Source organism: Caldimonas mangrovi (assembly GCF_023721835.1).
Lineage (GTDB): Bacteria > Pseudomonadota > Gammaproteobacteria > Burkholderiales > Burkholderiaceae_C > Caldimonas > Caldimonas mangrovi.
In genome coordinates, this window is sequence record NZ_JAMKFE010000001.1 from 80,009 (window position 1) to 92,500 (window position 12,492).

Here is a 12,492-nt window from a genome sequence, read left to right on the forward strand (position 1 = left end):
GGCGGTTTTCGCCGCGGGCGCCCCGCGAAAGGCCGGTCATGAAGCCCTTCCTGTACGACTTTCCCTATGCGTCCAAGCGCCTGCCGCTGTTCGCACGCAACGTGGTGTCGACTTCGCACCCCGCGGCCGCCACTGCCGGCCTGCGCATGCTGCTCAAGGGCGGCAATGCGGTCGATGCGGCGATCGCTGCGGCAGCGGCGATGACGATCTACGAACCTGTCAGCAACGGCCTCGGCAGCGACGCCTTCTGCATCCTGTGGGATGGCCGGCAACTGCACGGGTTGAACGCTTCCGGCCGGGCGCCGCAGGCATGGACGCTCGACCACTTCCGGCGCAAGTACGGCGACGATGCGAAAACTCCGCCGAAGCGGGGCTGGGACGCGGTCACGGTGCCCGGCGCCGTCGGCGGCTGGGTCGCCTTGAGCGAGCGTTTCGGCAAGCTGCCTTTCGCCGATCTGATCGAGCCGGCGATCGAGGCAGCCGAACGCGGCTACGCGGTGCCATCGGTGGTGGCGCAGAAGTGGGCCGCGCCGGTCGATGAACTGCGCGACCTGCCCGGGTTTGCGCAGGCCTTCCTGCCTCACGGGCGTGCGCCGGAAGTCGGTGAGCTGTGGCAGTTCAAGGAGGCCGCGCGGACGTTGAAGCTGATTGCGCAGACGCGCGGCGAGGCGTATTACCGCGGAGAAGTCGCGGCCGCCGCCGAGCGATTTGCCAAGGAGCACGGCGGTGCGATGACAGCAGCCGACTTCGCGGCCTACACGCCCGAGTGGGTCGAGCCGATCGGCAAGACGTATCGCGGCTACACGCTGCACGAGATCCCGCCGAACGGGCAGGGCATCGCCGCACTGATCGCCCTGGGCATCCTCGACCAGTTCGACGTCTCGTCCATGCCGGTCGACAGTGCCGATTCGCAGCATCTGCAGATCGAGGCGATGAAGCTCGCCTTCGCCGATGCGTACCGCTACGTCGCCGATCCGGACGCGATGGATGTGACGCCCGGGCAGATGCTCGACGACGCGTATCTCGCCCGCCGAGCCCGGTTGATCGATCCGAAGCGCGCGCAGGACTTCCAGGCCGGCAACCCCGTCAAGGGCGGCACCATCTATCTCACCGCTGCCGACGAGAACGGCATGATGGTCAGTTTCATCCAGAGCAACTACACCGGCTTCGGTTCCGGCGTGGTCGTGCCGAGCTACGGCCTGTCGCTGCAGAACCGCGGCCACGCCTTCTCGCTGGATGCGAGCAGCCCCAACGTCGTCGCGCCGGGCAAGCGGCCGTTCCACACCATCATCCCGGCCTTCCTGACGAAAGACGGCCAACCGGTGATGAGCTTCGGCGTGATGGGCGCCAACATGCAGCCGCAAGGTCATGTGCAGACGCTGGTGCGCATGCTCGACTACGGGCAGAACCCGCAGACCGCCTGCGATGCACCGCGCTGGCGCTACAACTCGGGGCTGGAACTCAACGTCGAGGCCCACATGGACGAGGCCGTCGTGCGCGAGCTCGCCGAACGCGGCCACCGCCTGGAGGTGATCCAGGATTCGTACCAGGATTTCGGTGCGGGCCAGTTCATCTGGCGCCTCGGCGACCCGGCCGTGGAGGGCTACGTGGCCGCCAGCGATCCGCGGCGCGACGGCCAGGCGGTCGGCTTTTGAGCGCCGTTGCCACGCCCACGGTCGGCGACGGCGGCAAACCGCTCGCCAGCGGGCTGATGCTTGCACTGCTCGGCTCGATCGCGTTCTCGGGCAAGGCGATCATCGTCAAGCTCGCCTATCGCTACGGCGTCGACGCGGTCACGCTGATCATGTACCGCATGCTGTTCGCGCTGCCGATGTTCGCGCTCATCGCGTGGTGGGCCGGGCGCGGCAAGGCCCGCATGAGCGGGCGCGACTGGCTGGGCATCGTCGGCCTCGGCGTCAGTGGCTACTACCTCGCGAGCTTTCTCGACTTCATGGGGCTGCAGTACATCAGCGCCAGCCTCGAGCGGCTGATCCTGTATCTCAACCCGACGCTCGTGCTGGGCCTGAGCCTGCTGATGTTCAAGAAGAAGGTCGGCTGGCGGCAACTGGTCGCGATCGGCGTCAGCTACAGCGGCGTGCTGCTGGTGTTCGGCCAGGAGGTCGATTTCCAGGGCGCCAATGTGCTGCTGGGGGGCGTCCTGGTGTTCGCCAGCGCCGCGTCGTATGCGGTCTACCTGGTCTACAGCGGCGAACTGGTGCAGCGGCTCGGCTCGCTGCGCCTGGTCGGCTGGGCCAGCCTGGTGGCCTGCGCGCTGTGCATCGCCCAGTTCGCGTTGCTGCGCCCGCTGTCCGCGGCTGCCGTGGCGCCTGAAGTGATCTGGCTGTCGGTGTTGAACGCGACCGTGTGTACGGTGGCGCCGGTGTTGATGGTGATGCTCGCGATCGAGCGCATCGGCGCGACGATGGCTGCGCAGACCGGCATGGTCGGCCCGCTGTCGACGCTGATCATGGGCGTGCTCATCCTCGGCGAACCTTTCACGCCGTGGATCGCGGCCGGAACGCTGCTGGTGCTTGTCGGCATCTGGCTGCTGGCGAAATGGAAGCAATAGGAGACATCGAATGGACCTCGGGATCAAGGGCAAGTGGGCGCTGGTGTGTGCGTCGAGCAAGGGCCTCGGCAAGGGGTGTGCGCAGGCGCTGGTGCAAGAGGGCGTCAACGTGGTGATGACCGCACGCGGCACCGAGGCGCTGGAGGCCGCGGCCGCCGAACTGCGCGCGCTGGGGTTGGCAGAGGTGCGCAGCGTCGCCGGTGACATCACCACCGAAGCCGGCCGTGCTGCCGCGCTCGCCGCATGCCCGCAAGTCGACATCCTCATCAACAACGCCGGCGGCCCGCCGCCGGGCGACTTCCATCAGTGGACCCGCGAGGACTGGATCAAGGCGGTGGACGCCAACATGCTGACACCGATCGAGCTGATCAAGGCGACCGTCGACGGCATGATCGCGCGGCGCTTCGGCCGTATCGTCAACATCACGTCGAGTTCGGTGAAGGCCCCGATCGACGTGCTGGGTCTGTCCAACGGAGCGCGTTCGGGCTTGACCGGGTTCGTGGCCGGGGTGGCGCGCAAGACCGTCGTGCACAACGTGACGATCAACAACCTGCTGCCCGGGGCGTTCGACACCGATCGCATCCGCAAGACGCTCGAAGCCTCTGCGAAAGATCGCGGCGTGTCGATCGATGCGGCGCTGGAGGCGCGGGTGAAGGCGATTCCCGCCGGGCGGTTGGGGACGCCGGACGAGTTCGGGGCGGCGTGTGCGTTCCTGTGCAGCGCGCGGGCGAGCTATATCACGGGGCAGAACTGGTTGTTGGACGGGGGGGCGTATCCAGGGACGTTCTGAGCAGTACTTGCTTGCTGCTTGCTGCTTGAGGCGCCTTGTTCAATGGCGCTGCCGAGCCGGGAGTCCGCCCCGGCGGGCGGGTAACTTTGGTGCCCACTAACTTTGCTGCGCAAAGTAAGTGGACCCCCCTTCGGAACATCTGCTGGCTCAGAAGAAAGTCACCCAAGAAGAGAGCCTGAATGCAACACCATGCACTCTCACCGTTGAGCTTCTTCCCGTCGGCCCAGCGGGCGGTCGATCCTTGCCGAATGAGCTAGAACCACCTGCTCGTCCAACGCTACGGCTCCGCTGCGCGTGACCCTCGAGAATGTCAGGAACAGCCAGGGCGATGCGTAGCGAGCCCGAGCACGCTGGCGCCGTTCGTCTTGTCTTCGGTCCCGGTATTCGGTCCGCTTCGGACCGAAACAACAGGTGTGCGGCTCATCGAGCCGGCACAGCATTCACAGGCCGCCCGCCGGACCGCCTTCAAGAAGCTCAACGGTCAGAGTGCATGGTGTTCTTCTTCAGGCGCTTTGCTTTGGTGACTTTCATTTGGGCCAGCCAAATGAAAGTTACCCGCCTGCCGGGGCGGACTCCCGGCGCGGCAGCGCAATGTGCGACATCTTGACAAGAAGCAAGACAGGCAACCGCCCGCCGGGTGGCGGACTCGCGGCGCGGCAGCGCAATGCCCCGCGCCGGATCAGGCGCGCCCGCCCCAAGCTACCGCCTCGAAGAGACCACAATCCCCGCCACGATCAACCCGAACGCCACCGCATGAAACCAGGCCGGCGCTTCACCCAGCAGCGCCGCCGACAGCACCGCCGCGAACACCGGCGTCAGGTTGCTGAAGAACGCAGCGATCGCCGGCCCGACCGAGGCGACTCCGATGCCCCAGCACCGGTAAGCCACGAGCGACGCGCCGATCGCGATGTACACCAAGGCCCCCAGGACTGGCCAGCTCAGCGGCACAGCCACTTCCCGCACCGACGATTCCGCCCCGGCGGCGAGACTGGACCACAGGAGCCCGAAGGTGATCTGCGCCAGCAGGAACTCCGCCCAGTGCCATTCCCGGGCCGACGCGTCGCCCGGCCTCGCCAGCATCCAGCTGTACCCGGCCCACAGCAACACCGCGACCAGCATGTACAGGTCACCGGTCACCAGACGCACCTGCATCAAGGTGTCCCAGCTGCCGCGCGAGATGACGAACAGCACGCCGACCAGCGACAGTGCCGCGCCGAGGATCTGCGATGCACGGGGCCGCTCGCCGTACACGAACGCGCCCACGCCCAGCATCCACACGGGCATGCTGGCGGCGATCAAGGTCACGTTGATCGGCGTGGACGTCTGCAGCGCCAGATACTGCAGCGAGTTGTAGCTGCCCACGCCCAGCAGTCCCAACAAGGCGAAGCGCCGCCAGCGCTGCCACAACGGGCTGCCACGGCGCAGCACGCGCCAGCCGAGCGGCAGCAGGATCAAGGCAGCCAGCAGCCAGCGCAGCAAGTTCAGTGTCAGTGGCGCAACGGTGCCCACCATCAGGCGGCCGACGACCGCATTGCCGGCCCAGAGCAGCGGCGGCAGGGTCAGGAGCAGGGCGGTCTTGGGAGTGATGCGGGTCATGCACGGGGACGTCAGGGGCCCGGCATGTTAGCTCCGCAATTCCAGCATTGCTCGAACGGCCCCTCTATCAGCTCCTTGCAAGCTTGGCAGACCCAGCGCCGCTCGAGCGGGTGCTGCAATTCGTGCAGCATGCGCCGCGCGTCGTGCAGCCTGTGCTCGTCCGTGATCCATACCTCGGGCAGGCTCTGGTCGGGAGGGATTTCACCGGCGATGCCGCTCGCGTACATGCGCTGCACGCAGGCTTCGATGCCGACGCTGGTGAGCCAGTCGGCCCACAATGTCGCGATCGCGATATTGGGCGCTTGCGTCAGTTTCAGCATGGAGCGATGCTACTGCGGCGGCGCTATCGCGGCACGATACGCGTGCCAGGACGCATGCCGCAGCACCGGCCCGATCACCCGCAAACCGAGGCAGCCCGGCAGCAGCGCGAGCCCCGCGAGCAACGTACTCAGTGCGCCCCAGCACAGCATCACCAGCGGTTGCATCAGCACCAGCCGCAGGCTGGCGAGTGCAGCGGTGATGGCGTCGACCTGCCGGTCGAGGATCATCGGGGAGGCACGGCCCCACAGCATCTCGACGATGAGCAACACGCAGCCCAAGACGGCCATCGTGCCCAAACTTTTCTCCCACGCCAACAGCGAGCTGTCCAGGTCGGGGCCGTCGGCGGCAGCGTCTGCAGCGGAAGGCCGAGCAGGGAGACGGATGGCGTTTCCCGGCCTCGGTCGGTGGGCGGATGCTCTGCGTCCAGGGTGAGCCAGCCTGGGAGAAAACCGCGCCGCAGCGAAGACCGGAGAACACCCACCGCTTCCTTGCCCCATATCAAGTCGCCTTGCCCAGCAGGCTTTCCCAGGGCGGCGTATGGTATTGCCTGTTTTCATCCTCGTGAGGAGCCGTTCGATGTCCATTGCCATCCAGATCCGCCGCACCGGCGGACCCGAAGTGATCGAGGTGGCCGAGGTCCGGGTCGGTGACCCGGGCGCCGGCGAGATTCGCATCCGCCACCAGGCCTGCGGCATCAATTTCATCGACGTCTACCATCGCAATGGCCTGTACGCGCTGCCCCTGCCCCTGACTTTGGGCATGGAAGGCGCGGGCGTCGTCGAGGCCGTGGGCGAGGGCGTCACGCACCTGAAGCCAGGCGACCGCGCCGCGTATGCCAGCCAGCCGCCCGGTGCGTACAGCGAGGTGCGCGTGATGCCGGCCAAATGTGTCGTGAAGCTGCCCGATGCGATCAGCTTCGAGGAAGGCGCCGCGATGATGCTCAAGGGCCTGACCGTGCAATATTTGCTGCGCAAGACCCAGCCACAAGGGGGGCTGCAGCCCGGCGACTTCATCCTTTTCCATGCGGCCGCCGGCGGCGTGGGCCTGATCGCCTGCCAGTGGGCCCGCGCGATGGGCGTGCAGTTGATCGGCACCGCAGGTTCGGACGAGAAATGCGCGCTGGCGTTGGAGCATGGGGCATCCCATGTCATCAACTACCAGCGCGAGAACTTCGTCGAGCGGGTCAAGCAGATCACCGGCGGGCGTGGCGTGAAGGCGGTGTACGACGCGGTCGGCAAGGACACCTGGGACGGGTCGCTCGACTGCCTGCAGCCGTTCGGCTTGATGGCGAGCTACGGCAACGCGTCGGGGCCGGTGGCGCCCGTTGCGCTGGCGACCCTGGGAGCGAAGGGATCCCTGTACGTGACGCGGCCGACCATCTTCACGCACATTGCCACTAGGGAGGCGACCCAGGCCATGGCGGACGACCTGTTCGGGATGGTGACCAGCGGAAAGGTGAAGATACGCGTGGACCAGCGGTACGCCCTGAAGGATGCGGCCCAGGCGCATGTCGACCTGGAGAGTCGGCGCACCACCGGATCGAGCGTGCTGGTGCCCTGAGCGGCGCGGCCTCGGTTTGCTTCTCGCAGACGCAAGCCTTCCGCGGCGGTGAGAAGCCCTCACCTTTCTTCGCCGAGTACCCCCGCCAATGCCTGCGCCAGCGTCTCCACCTGCACCGGCTTCGCCACATAGCCGTCCATGCCCGCTGCCAGGCACCGCTCGCGATCCCCCTCCATCGCATAGGCGGTCATCGCCACGATGGGGGTGCGGGGCAACGCGCTCTCGCGCTCGTGGCGACGAATCTCTCCCGTCGCCTCGAATCCCCCCATGATGGGCATCTGCACATCCATCAACACTGCATCGAAGCGCTCGGCCCGCAGCCGCTCGACCGCATCGGCCCCATGGGCAACCACTTCGCAGTGCATCCCCAGCGTGCCGAGCATCGCCACCGCCAGCGTCTGGTTGATCGGGTTGTCTTCGGCCAGCAGCACGCGCCTGCCCTGCAACCGAGGCCAGATGCGCGGCCGCGCTGCGGGCGACCCGGGCGTGCCTTCAGACGCCGCCACGACCTGGCAGCGCACGGTGCAGCGGAAGGTGGTGCCATAGCCGGGAGCGCTGTGCACCGACACCTCCCCGCCCATCAGGTCGACGAGACGCCGCACGATCGCCAGACCCAGCCCCGTGCCGCCATGGCGTCGCGTCAGACTGTTGTCGGCTTGCATGAAGGGCTCGAAGACTGTGGCCTGTTCCTGAGGCGTCATGCCGATGCCGGTATCGCTGATCACGAACTCCAGCATCACGTCGCCGTCGGGCAAGGGGCGCGCGCCGGTGGCGACGCGCACTTCGCCGACGGTCGTGAACTTCAGGCCGTTGCTGAGCAGGTTGGTCAGCACCTGCCGGATACGACCCGGGTCGCCCACGGCAGCGGTCGGCACGTCGGCCCCGAACTCGGCACACAGCGACAGGTTCTTCTGGCGTGCCTGCGCCTGGAAGAAATGCAGCACCTCGTCGACCAGCGCACGCACGCGGAAAGGAGTGCGCTCGAGCACCAGCTTGTCCGCCTCGATCTTCGAGAAGTCGAGCACGTCGTTGATGATCGCGAGCAGCGAGCGCGCCGAGCTGTGCGCCAGCTCGAGGAACTCTCGCTGGCGACCCGTCAGCGGTGTGTTGAGCACCAGCTCGGTCATGCCCAGCACACCATTCATCGGCGTGCGGATCTCGTGGCTCATGTTGGCCAGGAAGCTGCTTTTCGCCCGGTTCGCGGCCTCGGCGGCATTGCGGGCCTGTTCCAATGCACGCTGCACGTCCTTCAGGTCGGAGATGTCGCGGGCGTTGACCTGTACCGCGCGCTCGCCGCTGACCGGGTCCCAGACCGGCCGAACGTCGAAGCCGTGCCAGCGGCGGCCCTGCCGCGTCTGCAGCTCTGCTTCGCCGGCGTACGCCTGTCCTGATCGCACGTGACGCAGCACCTCGTCGGCCACCCCAGGATCTGCGAACAGGGCGCGCAACTCATCGTGCGGGCTGCTGCCGCTCAGGGGGCCGAACGATTGCAGCGCCGCGGGGTTGCGCATCAGCACTTCGCCGTCCGGAAGCCGGTGCAACGCCACCTTGACGGCCATGTGTTTCATGGCCTCGACGCCGCGCAGCACGACCGGGTCGACGTCGGTGTGCACATGAACCGCGGCGAAAAGGATGGCTGGCCGGCCGTCGTCCAGCGCGATGCCGCGGCTTTGCAAGTCCACCGTCACCGGTTGACCCTTCGGATACAGCGTCCACTGCTCGTGCGTCGTGCGGCCCTCTTGGTGCGCCTGCGTCACGAGGTGCAGACGCATGGCGGTGGACTCGCTCATGTCGGAGAAGTCCCGGGCGCTCAGTTCAACGCTGGAAGGGGCCTGCCAGAAAGCGACGCCCGCCGGGTTGGCCCAGGGGACGCGGCAGTGCTCGAGGTCGAAGACCCACAGCGGCACCTCCAGCCACGCGAGGTGGTCGAGTGCCGAAAAAGGCAGCAGCGCGGTCATGAGTTCCTCTGGGCGCTGTGCGCCTGTCCCTCCAGGAGGGACGTCGCGCCTTCGGGCGGCCGGGCGGCGCAGATGGGAACACCCTGGGCGCTGCGCGCCTGTCCCTCCAGGAGGGACGTCGCGCCTTCGGGCGGCCGGGCGGCGCTCATGCCGGCACCGACCGATCGCACCTGCATCTCTGCGCCGCTTGCCGGGGCGCCCGTCGAAGCGCAAAGCGCTCCCGTCTGCTGTCTCGCACGATGCTCCCCTCTCTGTGGGTCGGCGCATTGTCGTTGCATTGCGCCGAGGCGGTCAACGCCGGGGAACAATGCCCATGTCAGCGCCCGCGCCGCACCCTGAGCAGCTCGTCGAGGATCATCAGTGCGGCGCCTGCGGTAATGGCGCTGTCGGCGATGTTGAAGGCCGGGAAGTGCCGGCCGCTGAGATGGAAATCCAGGAAGTCCACCACATAGCCGTGCAGCGCCCGGTCGATCACGTTGCCGAGTGCGCCGCCGAGGATCAGCGACAGCGCCCAGGCGAACAGCCGCTGCCCGCCATGGCGCTTGAGCATGACGACGATGAAGATCGCCGCCGCCAGGCCCAGGCCAATGAAGAACCAGCGCTGCCAGCCCGACGCCCCAGCCAGGAAGGAGAACGCGGCGCCGGTGTTGTGGACCCGCACGATATTGAAGAAAGGCGTGACCGGCGTGCCCTGCCCCAGCTGGTAATAGCCGAGGATCAGCGTCTTCGTGAACTGGTCGAGCAGGATCACCGCCAGCGCGATGCCGAGCCAGGGCCACAGGCTGGCCGAGCCTTTTGCGTCTGCCATCAGGCCGCCTTCCGGTTTTCACCGGTGCCGTACAGGTTGCTGGTGCAGCGGCTGCAGATGGTCGGGTGCGCAGCGTCATGGCCGACGTCGTCGCGGTAGTGCCAGCAGCGCTCGCACTTCGGCGCGGTGGCCGGCGTCACGGTGACCTTCAATTCGTCACCGGGCACCACCTCGACGGCGGACGTGATGAACACGAATTTCAGGTCTTCGCCCAGGCTTTGCATCACCCGCCGGTCGTCTTCGTTCGCGGCAATCGTCACGTTGGCCTGCAGCGATGCACCCACCTTGCCTTCGGCCCGCAGGGCCTCGATCTCCTTGTTCACGACGGCCCGGATGTCCAGCAGCCGCGACCACTTCAATTGCACTGCCTCGTCGTTGCCGGCGAAGCTCCAGTAGGTCTCGACGAAGATCGACGGAGACTGCCCCGGGGCGAACACCTTCCACGCTTCCTCGGCGGTGAAGCTGAGGAACGGAGCCATCCAGCGCAGCATCGCGTGCGTCAGCTGCCACAGCGCGGTTTGCGCCGAGCGGCGCGCGAGCGACTTCGGCGCGGTGGTGTACAGGCGGTCCTTCAGCACGTCGAGGTAGAACGCACCCAGGTCCTCCGAGCAATACACCTGCAGCTTGGCGACCACCGGGTGAAACTCGTAGACCTCGTAGTGCGCCAGGATCTCGGTTTGCAGTGCCGAGGCACGGGCCAGCGCGTAGCGGTCGATCTCCAGCAATTGGTCGAACGGCACCATGTCGGCGGCCGGGTCGAAGTCGCTGGTGTTCGCCAGCAGGAAGCGCAGCGTGTTGCGGATGCGGCGGTACGCGTCCACCACGCGGGCCAGGATCTTGTCGTCGATGCCCAGGTCGCCCGAGTAATCGGTGCTGGCCACCCACAGGCGGATGATCTCGGCGCCCAGCTTGTCGCTCACCTCTTGCGGCACGACGGTGTTGCCGAGCGACTTGCTCTGTTTGCGGCCCTGGCCGTCGACCGTGAAGCCGTGCGTCAGCAGGCCCTTGTAGGGCGCCCGGTCGTACATCGCGCAGGCCGTCAGCAGTGACGAGTGGAACCAGCCGCGGTGCTGGTCATGCCCTTCGAGGTACAGGTCGGCCGGCCATGCGGACTGCTCGGCATGGCTGCGCTTCAACACGTGGAAATGCGTCGTGCCCGAGTCGAACCAGACGTCGAGGATGTCAGTGCTCTTGGCGTAGTGCTCGGCCTCGTCGCCTAGCCACTCGCGCGGATCGAGCTTGGACCAGGCCTCGACACCGCCTTGCTCGACGAGCTGCGCGGCCCGCTCGATCAGGTTCATCGTGTCCGGGTGCAGCTCGCCGGTGGCCTTGTGCAGGAAGAAGGGCAACGGTACGCCCCAGTTGCGCTGGCGCGAGATGCACCAGTCGGGCCGGCCGGCGATCATGTCGCGCAGGCGGGCCTTGCCGTTCTCCGGGTAGAAGCTGGTCTGCTCGATCGCGTCCAGCGCGAGCTGGCGCAGCGTCTTCGAGGCCTTGTCGGCGGTGAACACGCCGTCGCCCTCGTCCATGCGCACGAACCACTGCGCGGCGGCGCGGTAGACCACCGGCGTCTTGTGGCGCCAGCAGTGGGGGTAGCTGTGCACCAGGTTGGAGGTGGCGAACAGCCGGCCGGCCTCGCGCATCGTCTCGATGATCTGCGGCCCGGCCTTCCAGATGTTCAGCCCACCGAACAGCGGCAGGCTGTCGACGTAGGCGCCGTGGCCCTGCACCGGGTTCAGGATGTCGTCGTACTTCAGCCCGTGCGCGACGCAGGAGTTGAAGTCGTCGACGCCGTAGGCCGGCGCCGAGTGCACGATACCGGTGCCGTCTTCCGCCGTGGCGTAGTCGGCCAGGTAGACCGGTGCCAGGCGGTCGTAGCCTGGGTGCACGTGCGCCAGCGGGTGGTGGAAATGGATGCGGTCGAGCGAGGCCCCCTTTGTCGTCGCGACGACCCGCCCTTGCAGGCCGTAGCGCTCCAGGCACTTTTCGACCAGCGCCGAGGCCAGCAGCAGCAGGCCGCGCTCGGTGTCGACCAGTGCGTATTCCAGCTCGGGGTTCAGGTTGAGCGCCTGGTTGGCGGGCAGCGTCCACGGGGTGGTGGTCCAGATGACGACGAAGGCGTCCTTGCCCAGCTTGGGCAAATCGAAGGCGGCGGCCAGCTTGCCCGGTTCGGCGCACAGGAAGCCGACGTCCAGCGTCTGCGACTTCTTGTCGGCGTACTCGATCTCGAACTCGGCCAACGAAGAACCGCAGTCGAAGCACCAGTACACCGGCTTCAGACCGCGATAGACGAAGCCACGCTCGATGATGCGTTTCAGCGCGCGGATCTCGTCGGCCTCGTTGCCGAAGTCCATCGTGCGGTAGGGCCGGTCCCAGTCGCCCAGCACGCCCAGGCGCTTGAAATCGGCGCGCTGCTGGTCGATCTGCTCGGTGGCGTAGGCACGGCTCTTGGCCTGCACCTCGTCGCGGCTCAATTTGCGGCCGTAGGTCTTCTCGATCTGATTCTCGATCGGCAGGCCGTGGCAGTCCCAGCCGGGCACGTAGACCGCGTCGAAGCCGGCCAGCTGCCGCGCCTTGACGATCATGTCCTTCAGCACCTTGTTGACGGCGTGGCCGATGTGGATCTTGCCGTTGGCATACGGCGGGCCGTCGTGCAGCACGAACTTCGGTGCGCCGCAACGGGCGTCGCGCAACTGCTTGTAGACACCTTGCTCGTCCCATTCCTTGACCCAGCCCGGTTCGCGCTTGGGCAGGTCGCCGCGCATCGGAAAGGGCGTGTCGGGCAGATTCAGCGTCGATCGGTAGTCGGGGGTGTCGCTCATGGTCTTGGGGCACGCAGCGCGTGCCATGTCGGGTGGGAACGGGCCATGAAGGGGGGTGTGCGCAGGCC

10 protein-coding genes are annotated in these 12,492 nt (G+C 67.2%); 4 read left to right on the forward strand and 6 right to left on the reverse strand.

All coding sequences use genetic code 11. The features are described 5' to 3' along the window. The first annotated feature begins 38 nt into the window (after window positions 1–38). From M8A51_RS00365 to M8A51_RS00375, 3 genes are read left to right on the forward strand one after another with little or no spacing between them, the layout of a single operon-like run. On the forward strand, window positions 39–1,655 hold the full coding sequence (locus M8A51_RS00365; protein WP_251776107.1) for a gamma-glutamyltransferase family protein: 1,617 nt from the start codon (window positions 39–41) through the stop codon (window positions 1,653–1,655). Between the two features lie 56 nt (window positions 1,656–1,711). Beyond that, window positions 1,712–2,569 (forward strand): DMT family transporter, encoded by an 858-nt coding sequence (locus M8A51_RS00370; RefSeq protein WP_251776545.1) that lies wholly within the window; start codon window positions 1,712–1,714, stop codon window positions 2,567–2,569. Between the two features lie 10 nt (window positions 2,570–2,579). Then, window positions 2,580–3,359 (forward strand): SDR family oxidoreductase, encoded by a 780-nt coding sequence (locus M8A51_RS00375; RefSeq protein ID WP_251776108.1) that lies wholly within the window; start codon window positions 2,580–2,582, stop codon window positions 3,357–3,359. Between the two features lie 699 nt (window positions 3,360–4,058). On the opposite strand, the gene M8A51_RS00380 is transcribed toward M8A51_RS00375, so the two are convergent. From M8A51_RS00380 to M8A51_RS00390, 3 genes are read right to left on the reverse strand one after another with little or no spacing between them, the layout of a single operon-like run. Then, window positions 4,059–4,955 carry a DMT family transporter gene (locus M8A51_RS00380; protein ID WP_251776109.1) on the reverse strand — a complete coding sequence of 299 codons (897 nt, stop codon included), beginning with the start codon at window positions 4,953–4,955 and terminating at the stop codon, window positions 4,059–4,061. Between the two features lie 11 nt (window positions 4,956–4,966). Continuing rightward, entirely contained in the window at window positions 4,967–5,275 is a 309-nt protein-coding gene (locus tag M8A51_RS00385; protein WP_251776110.1) for a putative signal transducing protein, read from the reverse strand. A gap of 9 nt (window positions 5,276–5,284) precedes the next feature. Then, window positions 5,285–5,563 carry a hypothetical protein gene (locus M8A51_RS00390; protein ID WP_368408507.1) on the reverse strand — a complete coding sequence of 93 codons (279 nt, stop codon included), beginning with the start codon at window positions 5,561–5,563 and terminating at the stop codon, window positions 5,285–5,287. 289 nt (window positions 5,564–5,852) lie between these two features. On the opposite strand from M8A51_RS00390, the gene M8A51_RS00395 reads away from it, so the two are divergent. After that, window positions 5,853–6,836, forward strand: coding sequence for a quinone oxidoreductase family protein (locus tag M8A51_RS00395; protein WP_251776111.1), 984 nt, complete (start codon window positions 5,853–5,855; stop codon window positions 6,834–6,836). A gap of 59 nt (window positions 6,837–6,895) precedes the next feature. Here the strand turns inward: M8A51_RS00395 and M8A51_RS00400 are convergent, their stop codons facing one another. The 3 genes from M8A51_RS00400 to ileS form a co-directional block, all read right to left on the reverse strand. Continuing rightward, a complete protein-coding gene (locus tag M8A51_RS00400; protein ID WP_251776112.1) occupies window positions 6,896–8,794 on the reverse strand; it encodes a hybrid sensor histidine kinase/response regulator in 1,899 nt (632 codons plus the stop codon). A gap of 316 nt (window positions 8,795–9,110) precedes the next feature. Continuing rightward, window positions 9,111–9,602 (reverse strand): signal peptidase II, encoded by a 492-nt coding sequence (lspA, locus tag M8A51_RS00405; protein WP_251776113.1) that lies wholly within the window; start codon window positions 9,600–9,602, stop codon window positions 9,111–9,113. Next, window positions 9,602–12,424, reverse strand: a complete 2,823-nt coding sequence (gene ileS / locus M8A51_RS00410) for an isoleucine--tRNA ligase (protein ID WP_251776114.1) — start codon at window positions 12,422–12,424, stop codon at window positions 9,602–9,604. Before ileS ends, lspA begins: the two co-directional genes overlap by 1 nt. Window positions 12,425–12,492: the final 68 nt, after the last annotated feature.